At 67.1% G+C, this 24,413-nt stretch carries 21 protein-coding genes and 6 pseudogenes; 10 read left to right on the top strand and 17 right to left on the bottom strand.

Features of this window, described 5'->3' with window-relative positions; genetic code table 11:
- Positions 1-351 precede the first annotated feature (351 nt).
- Positions 352-768: a tautomerase family protein gene (locus OHB41_RS47435; RefSeq protein WP_266708145.1), complete on the bottom strand. Its 417-nt coding sequence runs from the start codon at positions 766-768 to the stop codon at positions 352-354.
- Positions 769-1,087: 319 nt separating this feature from the next.
- Here OHB41_RS47435 and OHB41_RS47430 point away from each other — a divergent pair.
- Positions 1,088-1,539 (top strand): annotated as a pseudogene (locus OHB41_RS47430) (winged helix-turn-helix domain-containing protein); the annotation flags it as partial.
- Positions 1,540-1,573: 34 nt separating this feature from the next.
- Here OHB41_RS47430 and OHB41_RS52860 read toward each other — a convergent pair.
- Positions 1,574-2,658: pseudogene (locus OHB41_RS52860) on the bottom strand (IS630 family transposase).
- 118 nt (positions 2,659-2,776) lie between these two features.
- On the opposite strand from OHB41_RS52860, the pseudogene OHB41_RS47415 reads away from it, so the two are divergent.
- The 3 genes and pseudogenes from OHB41_RS47415 (at position 2,777) to OHB41_RS52850 (ending at position 4,322) form a co-directional block, all read left to right on the top strand.
- Positions 2,777-3,692: pseudogene (locus OHB41_RS47415) on the top strand (transposase family protein).
- Between the two features lie 91 nt (positions 3,693-3,783).
- Positions 3,784-4,104 carry a transposase gene (locus tag OHB41_RS52855; RefSeq protein WP_526025096.1) on the top strand — a complete coding sequence of 107 codons (321 nt, stop codon included), beginning with the start codon at positions 3,784-3,786 and terminating at the stop codon, positions 4,102-4,104.
- Positions 4,101-4,322 (top strand): transposase, encoded by a 222-nt coding sequence (locus OHB41_RS52850; RefSeq protein WP_526025111.1) that lies wholly within the window; start codon positions 4,101-4,103, stop codon positions 4,320-4,322. The genes OHB41_RS52855 and OHB41_RS52850 overlap by 4 nt, the downstream gene beginning before the upstream one ends.
- Here the strand turns inward: OHB41_RS52850 and OHB41_RS47405 are convergent.
- Complete coding sequence (locus tag OHB41_RS47405) at positions 4,299-5,495, bottom strand: IS110 family RNA-guided transposase (RefSeq protein WP_266708139.1); 1,197 nt, start codon at positions 5,493-5,495, stop codon at positions 4,299-4,301. The genes OHB41_RS52850 and OHB41_RS47405 overlap by 24 nt on opposite strands.
- Before the next feature lie 135 nt (positions 5,496-5,630).
- Positions 5,631-7,061 carry a group II intron reverse transcriptase/maturase gene (ltrA, locus tag OHB41_RS47400; protein WP_266708137.1) on the bottom strand — a complete coding sequence of 477 codons (1,431 nt, stop codon included), beginning with the start codon at positions 7,059-7,061 and terminating at the stop codon, positions 5,631-5,633.
- A gap of 983 nt (positions 7,062-8,044) precedes the next feature.
- Between ltrA and OHB41_RS47395 the strand changes: the two are divergent.
- A pseudogene (locus OHB41_RS47395) lies at positions 8,045-8,329 on the top strand (transposase); the annotation flags it as partial.
- On the opposite strand, the gene OHB41_RS47390 reads toward OHB41_RS47395, so the two are convergent.
- The 4 genes from OHB41_RS47390 to OHB41_RS47375 form a co-directional block, all read right to left on the bottom strand.
- Entirely contained in the window at positions 8,321-9,193 is an 873-nt protein-coding gene (locus tag OHB41_RS47390; RefSeq protein ID WP_266708135.1) for an LLM class flavin-dependent oxidoreductase, read from the bottom strand. The pseudogene OHB41_RS47395 and the gene OHB41_RS47390 overlap by 9 nt on opposite strands.
- A 66-nt stretch (positions 9,194-9,259) precedes the next feature.
- Positions 9,260-10,561, bottom strand: coding sequence for an MFS transporter (locus OHB41_RS47385; protein ID WP_266708133.1), 1,302 nt, complete (start codon positions 10,559-10,561; stop codon positions 9,260-9,262).
- Positions 10,562-10,801 carry a hypothetical protein gene (locus OHB41_RS47380; protein WP_266708131.1) on the bottom strand — a complete coding sequence of 80 codons (240 nt, stop codon included), beginning with the start codon at positions 10,799-10,801 and terminating at the stop codon, positions 10,562-10,564.
- A gap of 68 nt (positions 10,802-10,869) precedes the next feature.
- The gene (locus tag OHB41_RS47375; protein ID WP_266708129.1) at positions 10,870-11,604 is read right to left on the bottom strand and encodes an SDR family oxidoreductase; all 735 of its coding nucleotides are present in this window, start codon (positions 11,602-11,604) and stop codon (positions 10,870-10,872) included.
- Positions 11,605-11,805: 201 nt separating this feature from the next.
- Here OHB41_RS47375 and OHB41_RS47370 point away from each other — a divergent pair, with 201 nt between their 5' ends.
- Entirely contained in the window at positions 11,806-12,273 is a 468-nt protein-coding gene (locus OHB41_RS47370; RefSeq protein WP_266708127.1) for a MarR family winged helix-turn-helix transcriptional regulator, read from the top strand.
- 174 nt (positions 12,274-12,447) lie between these two features.
- On the opposite strand, the gene OHB41_RS47365 is transcribed toward OHB41_RS47370, so the two are convergent.
- Positions 12,448-12,666: a hypothetical protein gene (locus tag OHB41_RS47365; RefSeq protein ID WP_266708125.1), complete on the bottom strand. Its 219-nt coding sequence runs from the start codon at positions 12,664-12,666 to the stop codon at positions 12,448-12,450.
- Positions 12,667-12,685: 19 nt separating this feature from the next.
- The gene (locus OHB41_RS47360) at positions 12,686-13,177 is read right to left on the bottom strand and encodes a MarR family winged helix-turn-helix transcriptional regulator (protein ID WP_266708123.1); all 492 of its coding nucleotides are present in this window, start codon (positions 13,175-13,177) and stop codon (positions 12,686-12,688) included.
- Between the two features lie 229 nt (positions 13,178-13,406).
- Between OHB41_RS47360 and OHB41_RS47355 the strand changes: the two genes are divergently transcribed.
- A complete protein-coding gene (locus tag OHB41_RS47355) occupies positions 13,407-14,006 on the top strand; it encodes an NADPH-dependent F420 reductase (RefSeq protein ID WP_266708121.1) in 600 nt (199 codons plus the stop codon).
- A 795-nt stretch (positions 14,007-14,801) separates the two neighbouring features.
- On the opposite strand, the gene OHB41_RS47350 is transcribed toward OHB41_RS47355, so the two are convergent.
- The 4 genes and pseudogenes from OHB41_RS47350 to OHB41_RS47335 all read right to left on the bottom strand — a co-directional run bounded on the left by OHB41_RS47350 (position 14,802) and on the right by OHB41_RS47335 (position 16,974).
- Entirely contained in the window at positions 14,802-15,293 is a 492-nt protein-coding gene (locus tag OHB41_RS47350; RefSeq protein WP_266708119.1) for a DUF4265 domain-containing protein, read from the bottom strand.
- A 76-nt stretch (positions 15,294-15,369) separates the two neighbouring features.
- Positions 15,370-15,723: pseudogene (locus OHB41_RS47345) on the bottom strand (ATP-binding protein); the annotation flags it as partial.
- Positions 15,724-16,429: 706 nt separating this feature from the next.
- Complete coding sequence (locus tag OHB41_RS47340; protein WP_266708117.1) at positions 16,430-16,723, bottom strand: hypothetical protein; 294 nt, start codon at positions 16,721-16,723, stop codon at positions 16,430-16,432.
- Positions 16,723-16,974 carry a hypothetical protein gene (locus OHB41_RS47335; RefSeq protein WP_266708115.1) on the bottom strand — a complete coding sequence of 84 codons (252 nt, stop codon included), beginning with the start codon at positions 16,972-16,974 and terminating at the stop codon, positions 16,723-16,725. The genes OHB41_RS47340 and OHB41_RS47335 overlap by 1 nt, the downstream gene beginning before the upstream one ends.
- Before the next feature lie 35 nt (positions 16,975-17,009).
- Here OHB41_RS47335 and OHB41_RS47330 point away from each other — a divergent pair.
- Positions 17,010-17,102, top strand: a pseudogene (locus tag OHB41_RS47330) (ISAzo13-like element transposase-related protein); the annotation flags it as partial.
- Entirely contained in the window at positions 17,085-17,729 is a 645-nt protein-coding gene (locus OHB41_RS47325; RefSeq protein WP_266708397.1) for a nucleotidyl transferase AbiEii/AbiGii toxin family protein, read from the top strand. The pseudogene OHB41_RS47330 and the gene OHB41_RS47325, both read left to right, overlap by 18 nt.
- A 402-nt stretch (positions 17,730-18,131) precedes the next feature.
- Here OHB41_RS47325 and OHB41_RS47320 read toward each other — a convergent pair whose 3' ends face one another.
- Positions 18,132-18,575, bottom strand: a complete 444-nt coding sequence (locus OHB41_RS47320) for an SRPBCC family protein (protein ID WP_266708113.1) — start codon at positions 18,573-18,575, stop codon at positions 18,132-18,134.
- An 855-nt stretch (positions 18,576-19,430) separates the two neighbouring features.
- On the bottom strand, positions 19,431-21,575 hold the full coding sequence (locus tag OHB41_RS47315) for a S9 family peptidase (protein WP_266708111.1): 2,145 nt from the start codon (positions 21,573-21,575) through the stop codon (positions 19,431-19,433).
- A 210-nt stretch (positions 21,576-21,785) separates the two neighbouring features.
- Between OHB41_RS47315 and OHB41_RS47310 the strand changes: the two genes are divergently transcribed.
- Positions 21,786-22,043 (top strand): hypothetical protein, encoded by a 258-nt coding sequence (locus OHB41_RS47310; protein ID WP_266708109.1) that lies wholly within the window; start codon positions 21,786-21,788, stop codon positions 22,041-22,043.
- 869 nt (positions 22,044-22,912) lie between these two features.
- Here the strand turns inward: OHB41_RS47310 and OHB41_RS47305 are convergent.
- Positions 22,913-23,851, bottom strand: coding sequence for a hypothetical protein (locus OHB41_RS47305; RefSeq protein ID WP_266708107.1), 939 nt, complete (start codon positions 23,849-23,851; stop codon positions 22,913-22,915).
- Between the last annotated feature and the right edge of the window lie 562 nt (positions 23,852-24,413).

The following is a 24,413-nucleotide window of genomic DNA, read 5'->3' as shown; positions in this document are numbered from 1 at the left end:
GGGCAGATCGTTGTGGTAGACCTCGGCGACCAGGAAAGATGCGACGTTAGCCGTCGCTGTAGAGCGTGGCGTCCACGACGGTGGTCAGGCAGATCCTGCAGCTCAGCGAGCCGTTTACCACATGACGGCGCACGCGAATCAGACATCAGCGTGTTGTTCTTCTGCGAGCCCTAAGAGTCAGTTAGACCGCTGTCCCTTGTACTACCGCAATGGCCTCCACGATTCACGGCAACATGACGCCGGGCTCACGGAGGCCATTGGTCACCCAGAGTGTCCGCAGCCCCACCGCACACTCGCGGGATAGGTGCGCCCCCCAAAGGCCCCCAACTCGTGATCGCTTACGGGACACCCTCAGACCGAGTTGGGGTCGAGACGATCAGCGGGCACCCCGTTGTTATACGTAGCTACACCGTTACCCATAGACCAATCCGCTGGGGTAACGGTGAAGAGGTTGAAGAAGACGTCCTCCCGCCGTAGGTGCAGCTTCTCATGCAGTTCGTCGACGACAGCCTTGTAGAACCCGGCCTTTTGCTCAGGACTCGCGACGTCCAGGAAATCCAGTTGGATGAAGATGCAGTTCTCGGACCGGTAGATGCCGAGGTAGTCGGGGTCATAGAGGAAGTTCTCAATTTTATGTTCGGTGATGACCTGGAAGCGGTCTTCCGGCACACCCAGATGCTCGATCATCTTGTCGTATACGACGTTCGCAATGGTTTGGCGGTACTCTACTGACTTCCCCTCTACGAGGTCGATTCGCGCGAGCGGCATGGGAGATGTCCTTTCTTTACGGAGAGGCGCGGCGCCGTCTCTCGACCGCGATCCTAGGTCGCGGTCCCGGCATTGCGACAGCACCGGGGCCGGGCGTGTCCTGCCATCCGCACGACTCGGGCGGCCTGAGTTAAAAGGCAGGCGCTTGGGGTGCGGAAGGTGTCTGCAATAGAGAGAGCGGTGCGAATTCAGACATGCCAAGTGAAGAGAAGACCGTCGGGTTGGTGAGCTGCTTTCACCTGCACGCCGCTGAACTTGATTGGGTGATGTCGGAGCCGTTCGCCTGACGGCGGCGGGTCCGCTCCGGTAGCCCTGGATCGTGAGATACGCGCAGGGCGGCGGGTTGACCGACGCCGGGGGAGGGCCATGAGGGAGCGGGTCCGACTGCAGGCCGTGGAACGTTTCGAGGGCGGGCAGAAGAACAGGGAGATCGCTGCCGCGCTGCGGGTCAGCGAGCGGTCCGTGGAGCGGTGGCGCCGCCAGTGGCGCGAGCGTGGCGAAGCGGGGGTCCTGTCGAAGGGATCGCCGGGGCGGCCGAGGCTCAGCGAAGCGCAGATCGCGAGGCCGGAGCGGGAGTTGGAGCGCGGGCCGCTGGCCCACGGCTGGGCCGACCAGCGGTGGACACTTGCACGGATCAAGACGTTCATCGGCCGCCTGTTCCACGTGAGCTACACGGTGGAGGGCACGTGGCTGCTGCTGAAGCGGCACGGCTGGTCCTGGCAGCAGGCCGCCCGGCGGGCGATCGAGCGCGACGACGTGACGGTCGAGGTGTGGAAGAAGGAGACCTGGCCGCGGGTAAGAGGTCCTACTGACCTTTCCGTTGAGTTGTCGTGTCGAGCGAAAGTCCGGTTTCGGCGAGGCAGCCCTCGATGAGGTCGGGGCGTCGTTGGATGCGGCGCAGGCCGCTGCGGACGGCGTCGACAAGGTGGTCACGGTCACGGAAGACGACGTTGGCGGTAGTGCTGCGACGAAGCAGCGACCAGATGCCCTCGACGGGATTGAGGTCGGGGGCATAGCTGGGCAGTTGGACGATGGTGAGCCAGGCGTGCTCTGCCGCGTACTCACGTAATCGGGTGCAGCGGTGAACATTCAGATTGTCCCAGATCACCACGACGGCGCCGCCGAGTTGGAGGTGGGCCCGTACGAGAAGGTCACGGTAGTCCTGCCAGGTGAAGCCACGGTGGGCGCCTCGGTGATGGCCCTGGATGCGAGGGCGGTAGATCAGGCGGCTGCGTTCGCCGGCCTTGAAGCACACCAGTGCGGCCATCGAGATGCGGCCGCGGGAAGCGCCGTTGAACCGCACCACGGGTGTGTCCCCTCTGGGTGCCCAGGTGCGTGAGCGGTGCGACGTCATCGAGACGGCGGCCTCGTCCTCGAAGACCAGCCATGCCCCGAGCGCCGCCGCGGTGGCTTTGCCTGGGGCCAGGTCTCCTTCACCCAGCCGGCCACCGCCGCCTCATCCCGTTCGACCGCCCGCCGCGCGGGCTGCCGGCACGACCAGCCATGCCGTCGCAGCAGCTCCCACACTCCTCGGACCGACAACGACACACCGAGCCGTCCCGCGATCAGCACGCGTACCCTCGAGAGCGTCCACCGCTCGTCCGTCCAGCCCCGGGCTATCGCACCGTTGAGCAGGAGCGGCTCGAGCTCGGCGAAGTCACTGTCGCCGACCTTCGGCCGCTTGGCAGGACCCGAAATGCACAGTGCCTGCCGGCCTCCCTCACGCTAGGACCGACGCCACCGTTCCACCGACCGCGCACTGACCCGAAGCCGTTTGGCTATCACAACGTTCTTCTCGCCCCGCGCAAAGCCGTCGGCGGCGCGCATACGCACCCGCTCACGCACGGCCTGTCCCTGCGGAGTGAGCCCACCGCCCTGGGCATACCTCATGACCCCGAACTACCGCAGGGATCAAGGAAAGTCACCCGACAACTCAACAGATAGGTCAGTAGGACCTCTTACGAGTTGGTGCGTGATAGCGGGTGGGCATGCTCTGCTGGTGAGAGGCATGGTGGACCGCTCGGTTCTAACGCATCCGTTGTTCACGGGCATCTCGACGGCTCATCTGTCCTCGTTGGTGACGGAGTTGGCCAGGCCGTGGGTGGTCGGGGTCGAGGGTCGCCGACACCAGGCACGAGGCGGGGCCAGAAAGCGGGCGCCCGGGGCCGGTGCCCGTCATCAGCTGGTGTTCGTGGACCGACTCGTCGCAACGCTCATTCATCTGCGTCATGACCTCCCGCACGCGGTCCTGGCCCTTCTGTACGAAGTGGACCGTTCCACCGTGACCCGCGCGGTCGGTGAGGTGCGTCGGCTGCTGGCCGGGCGGGGGTTCGCCGTACCGGACCGGCCCGGTGTGCGGCTGCGGACCCTGGAGGACGTGTTCGCCTACGCCCAGACCGAGGGCGTTCAGCTGCGGCTGGACGCCACCGAGATTCAGGTCCGCCGGCCCGCTGCAGGCCGGGGCGGCCGCAGGGCGTTCGTATCGGGCAAGAAGAAACAGAACACGATGAAAGCCACCGTTGTCGCCGACGACCAGGGCCGCACCCTGTGGACCGACGCCTTACGGCCAGGGCGCATGCACGACATCACAGCCGCCCGCACGGCCGGCATCGGCAGATGCTTCGACCACTTCGACCTGGTCCAGGTCCTCCTCGATGACGGCTACCTCGGCCTCAGCCGAGACCATCGAGGGAAGGCCCTCACCCCGCCACACAAACTGCGACCGGGAGCAATAGCGCCCTTCGTCGAGCACCGAGAACGCCAGCGACACGACCACTCCTCGCGACGCATCACCGTCGAACACGCCCTCGCCGACCACAAACGCTGGAAGCAACTCCAGCGCTGGACCCACCGCCGTGACCGCCCCCCCCGACACATACCAAGCCATCGCCACCCTGGCATCCGACCGCACCACCACCGCTTGACGAACGCCGTGAGCGAGGCAAACACGCCTCACTCGCTATCACGCACCAACTCGTTCCACTGATGCCGCGGGCCGCGACGGGCCGTCCGCGTGTGGAGGATCGGCAGGTCATCAACGGGATGGTCTACAAGATCCGGACCGGGATCTCCTGGCGTGACCTGCCGGATCGCTACGGGCCATGGAAGACGGTCTACACCCGCTTCCGCCGCTATGCGCTGGACGGCGTGTTCACCCGGGCCCTCCAGCAGATCCAGAGGCACGCGGACGCGGCCGGCGACATCGACTGGCTCGTCCAGATCGACTCCACCATCGTCCGCGCCCACCAGCACGCCGCCGCCACCGGCCGAAAAGGGGGAACCACCCGCCGGACGAACCGGACGATCACGCCCTCGGCCGATCCCGAGGAGGCCTGACCACCAAAATCCATCTCGCCTGCGACGGCAAGGGCCGCCCGCTCGCGATCCTGCTGACACCCGGCCAACGCCACGACAGCATCTGCGCGCGCCCCCTCCTGGAACGCATCCGCGTCCCGCGGACCGGCCTTGGCCGGCCCCGCTCCAAACCCGACCAGGTCATCGCCGACAAGACACCCCATGCAGCTATCGGGTCAAGCAGCTGCGGTGAGTGGTGATGGTTTTGGTGGGGCGAATGCGATTGCCTCGTTGAACTTCTGGCGGGTGGTCAGGTAGTGGTGGAGCTGGCCGAGCATGCGGTTGAAAAGGTTTCGGAGAGCCGCGTAGTAGCGATCGCCGGTCTGCCTTCGGCGGTTGTAGTGGTCGTGGGCGCCGATTGAGGCAGTGAGTGCGGCGAAAGCCCAGTGCCGGCCGGTTGCGGCCAGGCGGCTGTTCTTGATCCGGCGGTGGCTGACGTGGCGGCTTTTGCCGGACTCTCGCGTCACGGGGGCACTTACGGCGTAAGCCTTCAGATCGTGGGCTGTGTCGAACCGGGTGCGGTCGTCGCCAATTTCGGCGAGGAGCCGGGCGCCGGTCAGCGCGGCGAGACCCGGGAAGCTCGTGATGATCTCCGCGTCGGGGTGCTGCAGGAAGAGCTCCTCGGTGGCGCTCGCCAACTCGTCGCAGGCCTTGCAGGCGGCTTCGAGCTGGGCGAGCAAGGCAAGTGTTTGCTGTCCCATCGCCGTCTCCACCAAAGCCGGCTGACGAAGCCAGGTCCGGCGGAATACCTCGAGCAGGCGGTCGGTCTCGGCCTCGATCCGGCGCTGGCGGCCAGCCTGTTTGACGGCGGCTTTGAGCTTGCTGCGGGCGAGCTTGGCGGCTTTGGCCTGTGTGGGCGCGATCGCCAGGATCGCTCGAGCCTCTCGTGCCAGTAGCTTCTCGCGCTTGTCGGCAAACGCTTCAAGGACTGCCGGGTAGTACTCGCGCAGGTGCGAGCGCAGACGGTTGTGGGCACGGGTGCGGTCCCAGACCGCGTCCTGCTGGGCTCTGGCGAGGACGGCGATCGCCTTGACCAGCTCAGTGTCGCCCGGCAGAGGCCGGTGAAGCTGTGCGTCGGTTCGTAGGATGTTCGCCAGGACGACGGCGTCCTGGTGGTCGGACTTTTTGCCGGAGACGGAGTGCCGGTCTCGGTAGCGTGCCACGGCCATTGGGTTGATCGCGAACACTTGACGCCCGGAGGCCCGCAGACAGGCCACCATGAGTCCGCGCGAAGTCTCGATCGCGATCGGGATCGGATCGTCGGGAGTGTCGCCGTGTTCGGCGAGCAGACGGAGCAGGTCCTGGAAGCCCGCCGCGTCGTCACTGACCCTGAGCTTGCCGAGCAGGCGAGCGTCGCAGTCAACCACCGCCACGTCATGGTGGGGTCGGCGCGGAGCGCGGTACTGGGGTTCCTCCCAGCCCGTTTCTCCGCGCCGCCCTCCCGAACCGGACGTGCGAGTTGGCCCCGCATCCGGCTCTCCACAAGCCCCGTTGAGCAGTTGCTTTCCTCAGGTCGTGCTGGGCCAGGGCGACGGAATGGTCGTCCCTCTGGGCCGGTATCGCGTGGTTACTACCGAGCCCGGGTTGAACAGGACGACGTCGCCGTCGTGTGGCCACCATCCGCCGTCGCAGTAGCGGCGGCGGAGTTCCTTCCATCCGGTTCCGAGGTGTTTGCGGCGGAGCCATCCGAAGACCTGACGCCAGACGATCATGCGCAGGTATTGGAAGGCCCGGGCAGACACCCCGGGGCGGAAGTAGGCCGTCCAGCCCCGCAGCACTTGGTTGAGCTTGTGCAGCAGGACTGCCAGCGGCAGGCTGACGTTCATCCGGCAGAGCGCCTTCGTCTTGGCCTTGATGGACCGAAGTGCCTTCTTGGCCGGGTAGTTGTAGACGTACTGCCGGTCGGTTCCCCGCTTCTGGTGGCGCTGGATGCGCCAGCCGAGGAAGTCGAGGCCCTCGTCGATGTGCGTGATCAGTGTCTTCTCCTCCGACAGCCGCAGGCCGACGGTGGAAAGGACCTCCGCCACTTCGGGAAGCAGTGCTTCCGCGTGAGCTCGGGTGCCCGAGACCAGAATGACGAAGTCGTCCGCGTATCGGAGCAACCGGTAGTTGGCCAACCCCTTCTGGCGCCGGGTGAACCGTCGCTTCGGGCTGGTCTGTGGTCCGCCCTCGATCTTGGTGAAGTGCTCGTCCAGGACCGAGAGGGCCACGTTGGCCAGCAGCGGCGAGAGAATCCCGCCCTGCGGAGTGCCAGTGACGGTCTCCTTGGAGGTGCCAACCTCGGTGAGGATGCCCGCCTTCAAGAACGCCTTCACCAGGGCGAGCACGCGCTTGTCCCCGATCCGAACCCGCACTCGGTCCATCAGAGCCGAATGCGAGATCTCGTCGAAGCACGCCTTGATGTCGCCCTCCAGCACCCACTCGTAGGTCTTGGATGCCAGAAAGCGCGTCTCGGCCATCGCGTCATGCGCACGCCGGTTGGGCCTGAAGCCGTACGAACACGGCGCAAAGTCCGCCTCGAAGATCGGCTCCAGCACCAGCTTCAAGGACGCCTGGACCACCCGGTCGGCCACGGTCGGAATCCCGAGGCGCCGCCGCTTGCGCGACCCCGGCTTGGGGATCATCCGTTCCCTGACCGGCACCGGACGGAAGCTGCGGGATTTCAACTGCTCCCGCAGCTCGGCGAGGAACTGAGCCTCGCCAATCCGTTCCCGGACGAAGGTGACGGTCATGCCATCCACTCCGGCCGAGCGCGCACCCTTGTTCCCCGCTACCCGCTCCCAGGCCATGGCCAGGAACGCGGGATCAGCAACGAGGTTGTACAGATCGTCGAACCGACGATGAGGATCGTCGTTCGCCCAACGGTGCAGCTTGGTCTGGATCTCCAGTACCCGTCGTTCAGCCCGGAACGAGCCGAGCGGCAGATCACTCGTATTCACCAGCGGTCTCCTGGTCTTCCAGTACTTCCACTACTGACTTGCTGGCCCCCTTCGCCATGCGGCCGGCTTTCCCGACCTCGGACTACTACGGAGCCTCCGCCCCGCCCGGCGCCGTCGGCTGACGACGTGCCTGTCCTTCCGCCGCACTGGCTGCGCGGGGCGAGGACGACACCGGACGGTTCCCACGTTCACTTGAGAGTCGATCGACGGGTGAGGCGCCCAGCTCTACCCCTGCGGCATCGCCACGACTACGCCGCAGACATTCACCGTGGCCTCCTGGCCGTTGATCACATGGCGACCAGGAGTTACCCGCTCTCGCACGAGGAGCAGGTATGCACCGCGACCAGCCCATATCCGCCAGATTTGAGCTGGTGGGCCGTTAAGGGGCGTCAGACACCAGTTCCTCTCGTACACCTTCCCGTCTCGCTGACCGGACCCGCACCATCTGGCAGTACTGGCACGTCCCGGCGTTGTCAGGGCTGCTCCCACCCTCCCCGGCGTCTCCCGGATCAGGCTGCCCTCAGCTTCACCCGACCGCTGCGACGGCCAGGAGTCGAAGGTCTCTCACCCCCGCTCGACTTCAAGCGCCTCGTGGCGCACATGGTCTTCGGCCCAGTCGATTCCGCAGGTCACCTGCATGCACGCCTCTTTTCGATACGTCGCTGTCCGCTGGCGTCGAGCCGCGGCAGGACCACTCGGCGACCTAATAGAAGCGCTCGTCGGCGCACCACCCCATCAGCCGTCCGTGGCCCCAGCTGTTCGCAGGGTCCTCGCTCTCGTGAAGAGCTCCACGACTCCGGCTGATCAAGAGGTGGCCCTGGGAACGGCTCGAACCACGGCACGCTACGGCGGTCGAGTGCTAAGCGGCAGGGGTCGCGCACGCGTCGCTCTTGTCGAAGCACTCAAAGCGCGGCATACAGCAAGACATCTCGCTCGACCCCTGCCCAGAGCTGATCCAACTCCCAGCCCTCAACGCCTATTAGGCCTACAGCTCCCGAGGATTCCGCGCCTACCTGCGCAAACGCGGCATCGCGTGCACCATCCCGGAGAAAGCCGACCAGCAGCGACACCGGCTGGGCCGCGGCCGTCGCGGCGGCCGGCCACCGGCATTCGACCGACAGATCTATCGCCGCCGCAACGTAGTCGAGCGCTGCTTCAACCGCCTCAAAGGCTTCCGCGGCATCGCCACCAGATACGACAAGACCGCCGCCTCCTACGAGGCAGCGGTCAGTCTCGCGTCATTCCTGCTCTGGGCAAGATCAGTTTGAAGACGGACCCTCGTTGCGTTCGCGGGCGACGTGTTCGCGTACCGCGGGGATGGTTTCAGCGGCGAAGCGCTCGATTACGTCCTGGTCGTCGCTGGCCAGGATGAAGGTGCTGACGCCGTCCTCGACGGCCAGCTGGGTCAGTGCCTCCGGAGTCTGCTGGCCCGGGAAGATGTTGAGTAGACGGGTGATCTCGCGGGGATCGCGGCCGGCGGCCCGGGCGGCATCGTCGATGATCGCGTTTCCCTTTGACACGCCGCCCGGCTCCATCATCGGCAGTGACGGCAGCCAACCATCGGCCTTGCGTCCCACCAAGCCCTGCATCTTCGGCTTGTGGGCGCCGACCCAGATCGGGATCTCGTGGGCGGGCGCGGGTCCACGTTCGGCGCCGTGGACCGAATAGAACTCGCCGTCAACGTCGACGCCGCCGGGCCCGTCGGCATCCCAGACCCCGCGGATGATGTCGATTGCCTCGTCAAGTGCCGCAACGCCCTGTAGTGGGGTCAGCCGCCGTCCGCCGATCGCCTGCACGGCATCCCAGTAGTAGCCGGCTCCGAGTCCGAGGCTGGTCCGTCCACCGGAGAGCAGGTCGAGGCTGGCCGCCGCGCGGGCGAGTACGGCGGGGGGCTGGCGCAGCGGCAGGTTCAGCATGTTGCCGGACACGCTGATGCGCTCGGTTCGCGCGGCCACCCAGCTCAGCAGAGTCCAGGTATCGAGAAAGCTCGACTGGTAGGGATGGTCCTGGAAGGTGACGAAGTCGAAGCCGAGCCGTTCACTTAGCTGTGCCAACTCGACCGGACGGCTCGGCGGGGAGTTGGTGGGACCGATGAATGTTGCGAAACGCAGGGGATGACCGTAGTCAGGCATCGATGTCTCCTTCGGTCGTTCGTTCGTGGTCAGCCGCGACGCGACGTCGTCGCGCACAGCGTGTCGTCAGATCAGGACGCTGACGATTTCGTCGAGAGGCTCGGGCTGGCCGGCCTCGTGGTGAAGGCTGGTGCCACCGCGGATCAAAGCACCGCAGACGACAGCGGCGGCCCAGAACAGGCCGGCGGCCCACCAGAAGCCGACAGTGAACCCGTGCACGGTGGCACCAACAACGGCCGTGCTGCCATGGTGGGTCAGGTAATGGTGGGCTGAGGTAGCGACGAAGGTGCTGATCAGGGCGACGCCGAGCGCCGAGCCGAGCTGCTGGGAGACATTGTTGAGCGCCCCCGCGGTGCCGGCGTCGCGCGGTTCGACACCCAACTGCCCGACCGCGACGGCCACGACGGCGGCCGAGCCAATACCGGTTCCGATCAGGATCAGGCCGGGCAACACCCAGGCCGCGTACGGGCTGCCCGCATCGGCCTGGGCCAGCAAGGCCGCCCCGGCACCGGAGGCGATCAACCCGGCGGCGACGATGACTCGCATAGTCAGGCGCTGCAGCAGCACGCCCTGGGTCAGCGTCGCCACCACCCCGACCGTGACCATCAGCGGCAGGAACGCGACGCCGGTCGTGATCGGCGAGTAGCCCAGCACGCCCTGGAAGTAGTACGTCAGGAACAGAAACACTGCGAACACCGCCGCGTTCGACAGGAAGAGCGTCAGATAGGCGGCACCGCGGTTGCGGTCGGCGAGCACGCGCAGCGGGATGAGCGGGTGCCGATCGACCTTCTGAAGCACGACGAAGCCGACCAGTAGAAAAACACCGGCGATCAGCGGGGTCAGGGTGACCGCCGAGCCCCAGCCGTCGGTCTGGGCCTTGGCCGATCCGAAGACCAACCCGAAGATTGCCGCCGAGCCGACGACAGTGCTCGGCCCGGAAAGCTTGGGCTTGTCGGGTTCGGAGGAGTTGTGCAGCAATGCGAGTCCACCGGTGATCCCCACGACCGCGAGGACGATGTTGACGTACATGCACCAGCGCCAGCTGACGTAGTCGGTCAGCAATCCACCGAGCAGCAGGCCGATGGCGCCGGCGCTGCCGGACACCGCTCCGAAGATCCCGAACGCCTTGTTCAGCTCCTGGCGGTCGGTGAAGATCACGGTGATCAGCGACAACGCGGCCGGCGCGAGAATCGCGGCGAACCCGCCCTGAAAGGCCCGGGCAGTGATCAACGTGCCGATGTTCGGGGCGGCGCCACCGACGGCGGAGGCAATCGCGAAGCCCAGCAGTCCCACGATGAACATGGTCTTGCGGCCGTACGCGTCGGCGAGTCGGCCGCCAAGCGGTAGCAAACTGCCGAAGGCCAGCACCTAAGCGGTGATGACCCACTGCCGGTTGGCGTCAGAGAAGCCCAGGTCGGCCTGCGCCGTAGACAAGGCCACGTTCACGACAGTCGCATCCAGCAGGATCACGATCTGGGCGATCACGACGACGCCCAGAGCCATCCACCGTCGCTCGTAGTAGGGATTGTGCGTAACCGACGATTGCGCCGCGTCGGCTTTCGCGACGGCTGAGACGCCAGGGGCCCTGGATGTCTCGTTACTGCTCATTTTCTCTGCTCCTCGTGCGGTCAGGTCGGAGCGCCGACATGAGGCACTTCTCTGGTCGTCACTCGCCGTCAGATCTGGCTGAACCCGCCGTCGACGACTAGGTTCGCGCCGGTGATGAAGCTGGCGTCCGAGGAGGCCAGGAACAGCGCGGCAGCCCCGATTTCCTCGCTGGTGCCCAGCCGTCCCAGCGGGATGGCGGCGGTGATCTGTTCCCGAAACTCGGGGGGCACGGTGCTGAAGAGCGCGGTGTCGATCGAACCGGGACTGACGACATTCACCCTGATACCGCGGACCTTCAACTCCGCTGCCCAGGTGCGGGCAAGTGAACGAACGGCGGCCTTGCTCGCCGAGTAGACACCGGCACCGGGGATGCCCTTGGTCGCGCTGTTCGTGCCGTTCAGGATGATCGACGCACCGTCGCTCATCAATGGCAGCAGGTACTGAACGGTGAACACAGTGCCGCGGAAGTTCACGCCCACCAGCGCATCGAACGTATCGGGGGTGATACTTCCCAACGGGTCCGATACCGACGCGACGCCAGCGCTCGCAAATAGGACGTCCACTCGTCCGTGATGCTCCCGCACGGTCTCGGCCAAGCTAGCCAGGTCGTCCAGATTTCCCGAGTCCGCCTGTACGCCCGTCACGTTGTGGCCGATGGCCGCGACCGCCTCGTCCAGCCTTTGCCTGTCTCGTCCGGTGATGAACACGTGGGCGCCTTCGGTCACGAACAACTTGGCCGTTGCCAACGCCATCCCAGAGGTCGCTCCAGTGATCACGGCGACCTTGCCATCAAGTTTGGGCATTTTGTCCTTCTACTTTCTGTCGGCCGATCGGCCGATCGATATGTGGACCTGCGAGCTACGTGGGGCCGGCGGGGTGACGCCGGTTGTGAGTAGCGCTCCGCAGCGGGATCGGTTCCCGTTCGTACTGCATGCCGACCGTAACAGATGCGTGCGCGCGCGTGTAAATGGCAGGGCATCCAATTTTCGGGTATGCTGCCGAGCGTGAAGGCACCCGTGTCGCAACCGCGAATCATTTCCCCGGACCAGGTCAACGGCTGGTTTGCGCTGCTGTTCACCCACGCCACGGTCACCGGTCGGATCGACGCCGTGCTGATGGACAAGCACAAGATCTCGTTCAGCACCGTCGAGATCCTCTGCTGGCTCCTGGAGGCCGAGCCTCAGTCGGTTCGAGGTCTGTCTCGCGAACTGGTCAGCGTCAGCCCGACCAGAGCATCACGGTTGGTTCAGGAACTGATCGATGCTGGGCACCTACAACGTGGAGCCGACCAAGGCGACGGTCGGGTGTCGCTCATCAGCTTCACCAAGAGCGGACGGCACTACGCCGAGACGGTCAGACGAACCTTCGAAGATTCGGTCAAGAAATATTTCGTCGATCCCCTCGACGACGATGACATCGCTGCCATCACCCGGATATGGGCCAAGCTCGAAAACGCAGAAGGTCCTAGCTGAGGGAATCCGATTCGCCCTGATCACTGCCCCTCTCCCGGCGATACGAGACCGATCAGCGGCTGTCGTCCGCTGTTGGACTTCGGACGACAGGGCCGCGCGATGCTGGGATGGATCGCAGCGACGACCACACTGAGCCGCTGCCCTCCGTAGACCTCCGCCCGGTTCGGCGGGACGTCACGAGTGAACCGCCGGCCTCGTCGTCCGGCGGTTCGCCGAGTGGATAGGCCGCGGGCCGACGAGGGCCGGACCACGCAGATCCCTGTCGATCTCCTGAACGCCGCCGGCGAAGTCCTCCGGTCCGGCGTCGAGGAGTTCCTGCACGACGGTGGCGAACACGGTGAGGCCGTTCCCCGACTCCGCCCTGGCGGGCGGGGGTGGGTGGCGGGTGTCCATCGGGTCGCCCGGCGGCCGCTCAGCTTTCGGCGGTGCCGTCATCTTGGGCGGCTTCGGCGACAAGCCGGCGGAGGATGCGTTCGTGGATGGCGGCAAGGGTGTCGAGCTCGTCAGGGGCGAGCAGATCGATGAAGTACCGGCGCACATTGTCCACGTGCTGGGGTGCCGCTTCCTCGATCGCCCGGCGTCCGGCAGGCAGCAGGCGGACGAGGGTGCTACGGGCGTCGGCCGGGTTGGCCTCGCGGGCGACCAGTCCGCGCTGCTGCATGCCCCGAACCTGATGGGAGAGACGGCTCTTCTCCCAGAGAAGCAGGTCGCACAGCTCTCGCGCGGGCAAGCACTCCTCGGGATGCTCCGACAGTACGGCCAGGACCTCGTAGTCGGCCTCACTCAGTGCGGAGTCCTGGAGGAGGCGCCGCTGCAGGCGGACACGAAGCTGGTGGTGCGCGTGCATGAAGGTCCGCCAGGCGTGGTCCTCGCGCGCGTCGAGCCACTTCGGCTCAGTGGGCATGCGCCCACTCTAGCTGGAGGTTGAGTACTCAATCAAATGGAGTTATTGTTGAGTCCTCAACCGTTTTGCCGGGGAGGGCCGCGCCCCGCCGACGGCTTGGTCGGCGGCCCGGCCCCGGTACTGATCGGCTGCACCGCAGTACGTCCCCTGATACGCAGGCACCATCGCCGCGGTCATCGCCCGGAGGGCGGCCGATCGTGCGAGCCCACAGCAGTGAAGGAGCACACCGATGAAGTTCGGGATGATCGGTGCGGGAACGCTGTCCCGCGCCATCGCCGGTCACGTCGTGAAGGCCGGACATGACGTGATTTTCAGCAACAGCCGCGGCCCCGAGACGCTGGGTGACGTCGTGGCCGCCTTCGGTCCTCGCGCCTCGGCCGGCAGTGTGGCCGAGGCCGGTGCCGCGGACATCGTCGTCCTCGCGGTCCCCTGGTCGAAGGTCCGCGAGGCGGTGCGCCACCTGCCGGCCAGGGAGGGGCGGATCGTCATCGACGCAACGAACCAGTGGATCAAGCTCACCCCCTCGTTTGTCGCAGAGCACCTCGACATCGGTGGGAGTGAACTGGTCGCCTCGCTGATCCCCGGGGCACATGTCATCAAGGCCTTCGACAACATGTACGGCCGCTACGTCGCAGCGGACCCCGTCACCGAAGCCGGCCGCCGGATCCTCTTCTACGCCGGCGACGACCAGGACGCCAAGAGCATCTTCCGCTCCGTCGTCGAGGGCTTCGGATTCGCTCCCGTCGACCTCGGTCCGCTGGTGATGGGTCGCCTCATGCAAGTGGACGGAGGGCCGCTGACCGGTCTGCACGCCATCCGAGAGGGATGACCACCCCGTACCACCGACCTTACGGCCCTCAGCCCTCCGCCCCGGCGGGACCACACACACCCACGCAACAGGAGTTCCCTCAGCGGCCGTTCGTCGCCGGCAGAACCAACCGAACGCCGCGCTCAGCGCCGTGGTGTCGACGGTCAGCCAATGCCCAACCCGGAACGTCACGTAATGGGCCAGGGGGACGGTGACCGTGCGTCGGGATCCCAGGGTGCCAGAGGTTCCCGGGCCGCCCGATAGCCAGACCTTCGTTCAGGCTGTCCAGGGTGGCCGAGAGGCCAGCGCGTAGCGCCGCCGAAGGCGCCCTTGACCGACCGGACCAGCCGCACACTCAGCCGTCGGGCGGCCCGTCACGGCCCCAGCCCAGGTGGGGAATTACGTGACGCTGATCATGGAGATCCTGGGGAATTGCATGACCGCTGACACTGGTCTCCCTCCGGACGGAGGCGCGGCATGCATGACACATCGTCGCCACGAAGCCGCCTTCTCGGTATCCGCAGGCTGCCCGGTACGACTGGCCTCTTTCCCAGGGCAACCCACACACATCTCGCAAAGGAGCAAGGCGTTGACAATGGAGTCACAGCAGTCCGCCGCCCGCCGCGCATTCCTCAAGCGGACGCTGGCCGCCGCCGCAGCCACTTTGATCGGCGGCACACTGCCGTGGCTGTTACGTCGTTCATCGGCCCCGGCATGTTGGCTCCGAGCGGCCCCAGTTGGTGAAGGTTGTGTAGCTTCCCGACGTCCTGAAGTGGCCCCGGGAATTGGCTTGCGTCGGGACCAGCCGCGGCGTAGTCAGCTCCGCGTGGTTGAGAACGGCATGGCGTCGGTCCATTCCCAGAAGGCGCCGGCCTCGTCGACTTCCCGTTGCAGCAGGGCGAACAACGGGCTCATGTCGGTGCCGGGAGGTACGTCGACGGCGACGAAGTGCTCTCCGTGCCATTCGCTGAGCAGCCCGGACTCCTTGATCGAGTTCTTGATGAGGCTGATGCTGCGGCCAAGTCGTGCAGCGTCCGTGCTCAGCCTGAGCAGTGTGCGCAGGACGCGGTGTCCGCTCGCCTGGGCAACTTCGACCACGCGAGCTTCTGGTGACAGACGGACCCGGTCTGCAAGAGCGAGGCCGTAGGTCATGAAGGGGAGGCAAGCGACCGCGTATGTGCCGTCCTCTTCGGGCTGGAGCCACAGCTGCTCGATCTGCCCGTCGAGGTCGAAGGGGGTCAGATCGGCCTGGGCGATGTAGTTGCTCTCGGCCCGACCGACCGGGTCCTTGTGCACGATGTACTGCATCTCCGCCCCCTCTGCCTGCTCATCTCGGCGAAGATCGTCCCATGGCGTCAGCTGGCGAAGCTGATCGGGTGCGCCACTACTGCCTGCCCTTGTGCTCCGCCCTGGCTTTGGAGCGGGCCAGGCGGTAGGACTCGATGCCGGTCTCGATGAGGGTGGCGTTGAAGGTGAGCCGGTCCACGATCGCCGCGCAGAGCCGTGGATCGGTGAAGGTCCGGCTCCAGCCGGTGAATGCCTCGGTGGAGGCGATCGCAATACTGCTCTTCTCCTCACGCTCCGTGAGAACCTGGAAGAGCATTTCTGCGCCGCGGCGGTCCAGTTCGCGATAGCCGAGCTCATCGATTTCGAGAAGGTCGACGCGCCCGTAGCGGGCGATGGTCTTGCCCAGCTGCTTGTCGTCTGCCGCTTCGACCAGCTCGTTCACCAAGGCTGTCCGCGAACTCGACCGCCTTCACTCGTTGCTTGCGCCCGCGTGGGCGCAAGGGACGCCGAACACTCTGGTTTCTCCGCCATCGGCAAGACCGCGCTGGCCGTGCACTGGGCGCACCAGGTCCGAGCCCCTTCCCGGACGGCCAGCTAGGCTGCTCTACCTCCGTCTGCGCCCCGAGCACGGCGAAGCCGGGATCGACGAAGAGATGTCCCACCCAGACCGCCTCATCGGATCCGGACCGCCCGCCCGGCTTCGGACTCGTTCAGGCACTCGCCGATCGACCGACGTCAGACGGGGGGGCCATGCAGCCTGTAACCGTCCGTGACTACCCGTGAGATCTGGGGCCAGTCAGCGTGCCCGGCATGACGTGATCGACTATGCGAACCAGCAGCGCGACCGTCCGTGTCGTCGTCAGGGGATGCCACCGGGTTGTACTACCTGCTCACCGTGGAGAGTTCGCATCGCACCGGCTTCGGCCTCCAGGTCGAGCCGGCCGTGCGGATCCATCCGGTCCGGTTACGCCTCGGTGCAGTTGTCCTCGGGCTCGCTGTCCGGTCCGCCGAAGGGAGGAGTCGTGGCCAGAGCAGGGGTCAGGCTGCCCGCGCGGCGCCGAACGTCCGAACCGCGCGCGTGTAATGCTCGGATGTGGACCAACGACAGCCGACCGGCTGCGTCGGCCGTCCGCCGCGGGTCGGCTGTCGTCGTGGGATCACGTCAAGGGCGGCAGGGGCTCCTCGTCCAGTGGCTGGCCGATGTCGGGCTGGGCGGGATTCCACCGGTACTGCAGGTCGTCGTTCTTCTCCAGGAACCCCGCCTTCACCATGCTCTCCAGCATTTCGTCCAGCATGATGCCGAGCGGGAATCCGTCGATCCAGAAGAAGCCCTTCACGGAGTCGAAACTTCGCTCCGGCGGGATCACCCCGAGGAATTCGCCGAGCCGGTACCCCGCGACATCGAAGTCGGTCCAGTCGCCAAGGCTGTCGCGCAGCAGCACGCTCGTCATCACCAGCCTTGCTGGGGTTTGCCCAGGGAGAGTCCGGACTCGTGGATCCAGTTCTGGCCCTCGGGCGTCCGGGCGACGCGGGGGCCGAGGGAGATCCAGACGCCGAACTCGTCGGGGGACGGCTCGGCGATCTGCTCCGTCCAGACGCCGTTCAGGCAGAGTTGCACGCCGCAGTCCTTGAACTCGGGCAGGCCGCGCCAGGCACAGTCCCATCTGACGTCCAAGGTCAGCGGCCCGAGCACCGAGACCATCTGGTCCAGTTCCTCCTCGGTGCAGTTCTCGCAAGCAACACCCGGACCGCGACGCCCAGTTCCGCTACATCAACGAGCAGGCCAAAGAACACATGGCCGACGGCCAGCCGGTGATCAGTGTGGACTCGGCCATCGGCTCCCCCTACCCTCTGGTGCTCACCGGCGGCTACGCCGTTCAGGCCCACGAACTGATCGCACGCTCAAGCCAGGATCTCGACGTTGCCACCGAGAACCCTGCCCCGATGGGCGAGATCGTCCGCAGCCTCACCGAAGGGCTCACCGAACGCGGCTGGCAGCCTCAGGTGATCGAAGTCGCCCCACTCTCCGCGCGCCTCAACGTCACCGACCCCCGCGCCGGAACCCAGGAGACGTGCGAGGTGAACGTCCTGAAGGAAGTATTCACCCGGCCGGCCGCCTCCTGCGCCTACGGGCCCGTGCTCGCGGAGGAAGACGTGATCGGCACCAAGGTCCGAGCGCTGGCCGAACGCGGCGTGGCCCGTGATGCTTTGGACGTTTTCGCCGCCTCGCGCCGAGGGCCTACGACCGACCTTGAGGAATTCGGCCGTCGCCATGCCCGCGAGCGATTCGACCTGGAATCTCTCCAGACCCGGCTGACCGCTGTCGCCTGGATCGATGACGCGGAACTCGAGGCATACGGCGCGACTCCCGAACTGATCGACGATCTGATGGCCTGGGCCCAGGAGTGGGCCGACGACCTCAGCCGCCGACTACTTCGCGACCAGGACCTGGATTAGATGCGGCAGTCGCGTGCCGTGCCACGCCAGGCGCGGAGCCAGCCACCGACACTCACCAGGGGCGCTCTCTCGACGGCCCTCAGTCGCCTGCCACCGTGGCCAACCCGTACACCCGGCCAATCCGTAGCGCGGCAGACCTCTCGGAGGGGCACACCTGTATTTCGGCGCGTCGGCCCAGGTCGCGTGAGTGCCCAGGTACAGCCGCCCGAACTGGCCGACCTTGTGTGCTCGTCCGACGGCATCATCCACGGGGACTTACCGGCGAAAGGGACCCCCGCGCCCCCTCCCCGTCCCCTCTGGTGCCCGCAGCCGGTTGGCTGCGGGCACCCACGCGTCGTCGCGCTACGCGCGCGTGAGTGAGCGGTCCCTGCCCGCCGATCACAGCGCGGGCGGCGCGGTGCGTCAGGCCGCGGTCTTCAGGAAGGCAGTCAAGCTGTCCAGGAGCATGGTGGTGCCCTGCTCGGCGAGGTCGCGTTCGTCGGGGGTGTCGCAGGTCTGGCTCACCACGACGCGTGTCTGGTGAGCACTCCGCTCGACGAGTTCGACGGTCATGACTGCCGGCTCGTTCTTCCCCGGTACGTCCATGCCGATCACCAGACGCTGATACTCATCGACCTCGGAGTAGGAGCCGGTCAGCGGGAACTGGCCGCCGTCCGGGGTGACAATCGTTGCCTTCCATGCCCCGCCCGGCCGTACGTCCATCTTGACGGACCCGGGAGCGGCATAGGACCACTGCGCGTAGGACTCCGCGGTCGTCCAGGCACTCCAGACTTTCGCCACCGGAGCTTCCAACGTCCGTTCCAAGGTGTAGGAGAAACGCTCGGCCGTCGTCTGTTCTGCGGTCACTTTGTGCTCCCTGGCTCGCTCGTGCGGGTCGTCGTACTGCAGACAGGGACCGATGCGAAAAGTCATCGGTCATCCGCGCCCCTTCTGAGCAGCCACCGTCCACCCCGGCCGCGGTTCGCCGGTAAGTGCGGCTCCAGCCGAGCCCACTCTTCATCCGAGAGATCCCCTCCGCCCCATGTCCCACAGAACGAGTCCCCAGCCGGAGCGTCACATGACCCATCGGACAGCCCCCAGTGCGGAGCATGCTCTGGAGCGAGCTGCCCTCACCGGCGGCAGTGGCCTCTTCGACCCAGGCGCTCACGATGCGGTCGGTCTGGTGCCAAAGGTCGGCCCACCCGCACGCTTCGTACGTCTGCGCCCGACCTGCAACAGCAGCGGCGATAGGCGACGTCGCCACAGGTGAAGGAAGCGGATATCGTCATAGCCGTCGAGGGCCCGACCGTTCACATCCGACGCGTCCGCCTTGGCCCGCGCCGCCAGCGACTCCGCCGGGCCACGAGCCGCATCGCTGAGATGCCCGAAGCGTCGAGCGGTATGGCCCAGGCACAGCCCAGCCGGCCCGAGCAGCGGACTCCCCGACACAGCCCGCGTGCCCACCTGCACGCACCAGTGCTCGACGAACCCTGCGTCGTCGTCGGGTGGCGGCGTCGTTGCCGGGCATCACGGCGTTGGCGGTGATTCCGTCATCAGCCCAGCGTTCAACAACGCCGACGGCGAACAGAGCAGCTTCGAGAACCCTCCCGCGCTGCCTCACGAAGTGGCGGTCGAGATTTTGGAGCTGGCTCGGCGTGACCGCGCTCAGCAGAGGGCGAGGCGGCGGGAGTCCTGGTCGGCTCGGCGTTGTCGGTATGCGCTTTAGCAGGGCACCGTGGCGGGTGAGCCGACCAGGTGCCGCTGGAGGAATTCCAGTTGGTGCCCCAGTAGCCGGGCGAACGTGTCGTTGGTCGGTGTGCCATGTGTCATCCCGCTCAGTGGCAGCACCTCGTGCGGCTTCCCAGCGGCCAGCAGAGCGCTGGAGAGCTGCAGCGTACTGGCCACGAAGACGTTGTCGTCCGCCAGCCCGTGCATCAGCAGCAGCGGACGGCTGAGCTTCGGAGCGTCGGCAAGCAGCGAAGACAGCTCATAATGCTCCGGGTATTGGTCGGGCAGACCGAGGAAGCGCTCTTTCCAGCAGGCGTCGTAGAGCCGCTGGTCGGTGAGCGGGGCGCCGGCCACCGCGGCGTGGAAGGCGTCGGGCCGGCGCAGCACCGCGGCGGCGGCCAGCATCCCGCCGAACGACCAGCCGCGGATGCCGACCCGGCCGAGGTCCAGCTCCGGGTGGCGCTCGGCCGTCGCGTGCAGCGCGGCAACCTGGTCGTCCAGGGTCGGGCCGATCAGGTCACCGAAGATCTCCTTCTCCCAGCGTGGCCCGCGTCCGGGCGTGCCGGCGCCGTCCGTCACCAGCACCGCGAAGCCCTGTTCGGCAAACCACTGAGAGACAAGGGTGTGAGCGGTCTGTTCGGCCATCACCTTCTGCATCGCGGGGCCACCGTAGGGGTCGACCAGCACCGGCAGCGGGGCATCACCGGCCCGATGCCAGGACGGCAGGAAGAGGTGTGTGCGCAGTTCACGTGGCCCGACCGCGGCGGATTCGACACGCAGTTGCAGCAGCGGTCGTTGGGCCAGCGAACTGATCTCGACGGGCGCGACGCCATCCGGTTCCGGTCGGTCGTCCCCGGTCAGGTGGTGCACGGTGGTGTACGAGCCCGGCAGATCCAGCGTGCGCGTGGTGTGCACAAACGTGTCGCCGCGAAATGCGCCGGAGTGTACGCCCGGCTGCTCGGTCAACCGGCTTATTCCCTGGCCCGGACGGTACCTCCACACATGGCGCTCGGTGGGTTCTGCGGCCGCCGTGAAAAGCACCGTCTCGCCGTCCACCGCGAGTACCTCGTGCAGCTGCAGGCCGTCCGGCGTGACCGGAGTGCCGTCAATGCTCAGGTGCCGGGTCTCGTCCCGGTCGAGGTAGTCGACGAGCAGGCCCGTACCTGTCCGCGCGGGCACTCCGGGCACCAACAGCTCCACCCAGCTCTCATCGTGCCGCTCGGCCAGGAGGCTGGTCCTCCCGTCTGCCGGGTCGACGGCCAGTACCTGGAGCGTGCGCTGGTCGCGGCTGAGCACGGCGGCGAACGGACCGTGCCCGTCCCAGCCGGCCGCGGGGAGGTACTCGAAGCCGGCCCGGTCCCAGTGGACCTCGGTGCGGTTGCCCGCCAGGTCGGAGATCCAGAGCGTGACCTCGGCGTTGGCGGTACCGACCTGCGGGTAGCGCATCGTGCGCGGCGGCTTGGCGGGATCGGCCGGATCGGCGATGTACCACAGCCTGACATCCCGGTTGTCCACCCGGGTGGTCAGCAGCTGCTCCCCGTCCGGTGCCCACCAGTACGCCCGGTAACGGCCCATCGACTCGCTCGCCACATGCTCCGGCAGGCCGAAGAAGACGTCCGGACCTTCCGCCGGCTCGGGCGCGGCCACCACTCGGTCGCCACTGCCGTCGGCGCCGATCACCCGGAGCGCGCCGCCGGAGACGTAGGCGATGTACCGGCCGTCCGGGGACGGGCGCGGGTCCACCACCGGCTGCCGGGCAGGCAGATGCCGGACGGCGTCGGAGCCTGTATCCGCCACCCACAGCTGCCCAGAGAGGGCGAACGTGGCCACCTGAGCGGCCGTGTCGGTAGCGTAGTCGGTGATCCCGGCGGCCTGCTGGCGGGCGCGCTCGCGCCGGATGCGCTCCTCCTCCGGCACCTCATCGGCCGCGTCGCCGAGCAGCACGGCGGGGTCAGCCAGCAGCCGCTCCGCGCCGGTTGCCAGGTCCAGCCTCCACAGGCACCCGACCGGATCGTCCCCGGCCCGGCTCCGCAGGAACAGGACACAGGAACCGTCCGGTGCCACGGTGAAACGGCCGGGTGCGCCGAGGGTGAAGCGGCGAGTGCGGGCGAGCTGTCGCAGAAGTGGGGAAGTCACCATGCCTGGCACTGTGCCATTCGTTCTGTATAGCAGCATTGGAATATCGAGATCAGGTGGGCACCAACCGCACTGGGCGTCCTTCACCGACACCCGACGCACGGGTCATCGTCTTCCCCTCCGGCGTCGGAGGCGTCATCACTGAAGAGGGCGTTCACCTCGTTGGTGAACTCGTGCGCGCACGCTGGTCGTGCGGGCCTTCATAATGCCGGCTTGCTCGCGGCCGGCTCAGGCGGCCGCGCCGAACCGGCGTCAGCGCCGCACCAGGAGTGTTCAATCAACTCCTTCCTCCGTGAGACGCTCGAGCCCGCTCTGGACGGAGGGGTGTGGGACGCGGCCGCGGCGTCCACCCGCCTCCCCACGGCGGTCGGGGCACGGACGGCGGACGACCTGATAAGCCATCTGCTGATGTTCACCGTGGACGGCCGGCCGCTGACGGACGACGAACTCCTCGTCGACTGCCTGGGCTAGCTGCTCGGTTCTGTGGTGACCACGGCCCAGTCGATCAGTGTCTGTCGACGGATTGGTTCAGCACGACCGGTCGGTACTCGCTCTCGCTGCTCCAGGCGATGTGCTTGCGGAAGAACAGGTGGCCTTTGTTGGCCTCGGCGTAGGCCAGTGACACCGCGTCGATCCCATGGTGTGCTGCGTTCGTTTGTCGGTGACGGGAGCACATTCCGCTGCCCGGGCGGCCGGTGGCGGAAGCCGGGCTGAATCGGGATACCGGCCTTGTTGCCGCAGGCCGCGGCCTAGGCTTGGTGTCGGAACGCGGGGCGTCCCGGGAGGTTTTGGGACACTGGGGGATGGGGCGGCGTTGCAGCGGGGAGACGAGGCACGCAAGCGGTTCGCCGTCTGGCTCCGGGAGGTGCACCGGGCAGCGGGTACACCCAGCGTCGCGGAGCTGGAGCGGACGATCGCTCGCAACCCGGCGGTCGGCGCCGGGGCCTCAGCAGGTCGAGCGTCCACCGGCTCCTGCAGGGCGATTTCGTCAGGCCCCCGGACTGGGAAGCCGTGACGGCGGTCCTCGACGCGTGTGTCCGCTGCGCGCCGCCCTCCGATCCGGTCAGTACTTCCCTGGTGGACCGGGAGTTGTGGCGGAATCGGCACCGGCAGCTCGTCACGCTCCTCGAAGCGGCCAAGGGCGACGGCCAGGACGACGTCACCGAGGACGAGCAGGACGCCCCCGAGCGGGCGTTTGTAACCTATGCACGCCGCGTCAGGGATCAGGGATACGTATGGACGTCTCGACCTGGAGGTCCTCACCCCCGACGACGACCAGCCGCGTGGTGAAAGCGGCGCCACCCACGCAGTCGCAGGCCGGCCTGAACCGGGAGCCGACTCTACGGAGCAGCCCGGTTGCAGTGACCGGGACGCGGCGGGCGTTCCGTGTGAAGGCCCCCGGGCCGCGTCAGCTGGGTCAGCAAGTGTCTGTACGCGGCAGGGTCTCCTGCGAAGTCCGTCGCGGCCGCGAGGGCGGCCAGGTCGGCGTCCTGTCCCCGAAGCAGGTCGACGGAGGTCTGTGTGAAACGCTCGGGCAGGCCGTTGCGCTCTGCGACGGACAAGTGCAGGCGCAATTCGGCAACTGCCTGGGCTGCTTTGCGGCGGGCTGCCGGGCCGGCCTGCAGCATGCTCCGCAATCCGGTGGCGGGGGCCGCGTCGTTCAGCAGTTGGTGAAGCTGGTCCGTGAGATTCCGGCCGAAAGCCGCCGTCTTCCGTGCTTGCGGTCCAGCCTCCCGTAGTACCCAGAGTGCCGTGATCAGCTGGGAGTTGGAGCCGCTGTCGGCCCCGTCGGGAAGGACGTCGTGGCGTCCCGCTTCCTCTACGGCCGCGACAGCCCGTTCGTAGTCCTCGACGGCCGACGTCGCGGTTGCCACGAGCTTGTTCGCACGGTGGATGAGCCCTTTCTGCACCCCGAGGATCCGGGGCAGGGCTCGGAGGTTCCCACCGAGCAGCCCGAGGGCGATGAGCGGTGTCCCGAGCAGCAGGAGGATGTCCGCAGAGACGGGGTCGTGTTCGGTGGCGAGGTCCTCAAGATTCCCTCGCTGCGGCCCCTCGGTGAGCATGAACCCAGTCTCCCAGCCGTGGCCGCGGCTGTCGTACTGCGGCGCCTTGAGGAGGTCGGACCGGCCGGGATCGCAGTGGTAGGACGCTTCCCTCGTCCGCTTCTCATAGGGGTCGATCCAACGAACCCTGCAGGACCCGTCGGACTTCTCGTCGAGCACAGTCAAGTCGATCTGCCGCGCTTCAGGCAGGGCCGAACCGGCGGCATACAGCCCCACCGCACATGCGCAGAGGACGAACCCCAGTGTCAACACCCAACGGAAGAAAGGCACATGTCTCATCCCGCTACCCCCCAGTAAAGGCTTGCCAGTATCCCGTGGAATCGGCGGGGGCGCGAGAGGCTGCCCCGGCAGCCCTCGGGCGTGGGGCGCTCCCGAATCCGGCAGGTGGCGCACTTCGGACCATCCTGCCGCCTCGATCGGGACGTTGAAGTCGATGGTGCGGTGACCTCAGGGACCGCTGGCGCTGACTTACCGCGGCCACGGCTACGGACAAGCCCTGTGGAGCGTGGTGATGCAGTGGGGCTACGAACCCTGCGCGACCCACCGGGTCCTGGACTCAGGTAGGCCGCGCAGCTGGACGAGTTCACGTGGACGAACCGCTCCACCCCGAAGCGACGTGCCGTGTCCAGGAGCCGTTGCGCCTCGACAAGGCCGACCAGGTCCGGGTCGAGGATGTCTCGGCGTAAGCCTGTTCTGCCCAGTTGTCCGGTAGCTGGTCGCGGTGACCGGCCTCCGAAGAGCCGGTCACCGCCTGTCCACCGTCCGCGAGTCCGCTTGC

The organism is Streptomyces sp. NBC_01571 (assembly GCF_026339875.1).
Classification (GTDB): Bacteria; Actinomycetota; Actinomycetes; order Streptomycetales; family Streptomycetaceae; genus Streptomyces.
The sequence above is the reverse complement of the archived record's forward strand: the minus strand, read 5'-3'. Positions and strand labels throughout refer to the sequence as shown.

What these genes read in the sequence shown, in the direction of transcription:
- OHB41_RS47375 (WP_266708129.1), bottom strand. Translation starts at nt 11,604, where the DNA reads ATGCCCAAACTTGATGGCAAGGTCGCCGTGATCACTGGAGCGACCTCT.
- OHB41_RS47390 (WP_266708135.1), bottom strand. Translation starts at nt 9,193, where the DNA reads ATGCCTGACTACGGTCATCCCCTGCGTTTCGCAACATTCATCGGTCCC.
- OHB41_RS47335 (WP_266708115.1), bottom strand. Translation starts at nt 16,974, where the DNA reads ATGGTCTCGGTGCTCGGGCCGCTGACCTTGGACGTCAGATGGGACTGT.
- OHB41_RS47355 (WP_266708121.1), top strand. Translation starts at nt 13,407, where the DNA reads ATGAAGTTCGGGATGATCGGTGCGGGAACGCTGTCCCGCGCCATCGCC.
- OHB41_RS47360 (WP_266708123.1), bottom strand. Translation starts at nt 13,177, where the DNA reads ATGCCCACTGAGCCGAAGTGGCTCGACGCGCGCGAGGACCACGCCTGG.
- OHB41_RS47365 (WP_266708125.1), bottom strand. Translation starts at nt 12,666, where the DNA reads ATGGACACCCGCCACCCACCCCCGCCCGCCAGGGCGGAGTCGGGGAAC.
- OHB41_RS47380 (WP_266708131.1), bottom strand. Translation starts at nt 10,801, where the DNA reads ATGAGCAGTAACGAGACATCCAGGGCCCCTGGCGTCTCAGCCGTCGCG.
- OHB41_RS47435 (WP_266708145.1), bottom strand. Translation starts at nt 768, where the DNA reads ATGCCGCTCGCGCGAATCGACCTCGTAGAGGGGAAGTCAGTAGAGTAC.
- OHB41_RS47315 (WP_266708111.1), bottom strand. Translation starts at nt 21,575, where the DNA reads ATGGTGACTTCCCCACTTCTGCGACAGCTCGCCCGCACTCGCCGCTTC.
- OHB41_RS47340 (WP_266708117.1), bottom strand. Translation starts at nt 16,723, where the DNA reads ATGACGAGCGTGCTGCTGCGCGACAGCCTTGGCGACTGGACCGACTTC.
- OHB41_RS47350 (WP_266708119.1), bottom strand. Translation starts at nt 15,293, where the DNA reads ATGCAGTACATCGTGCACAAGGACCCGGTCGGTCGGGCCGAGAGCAAC.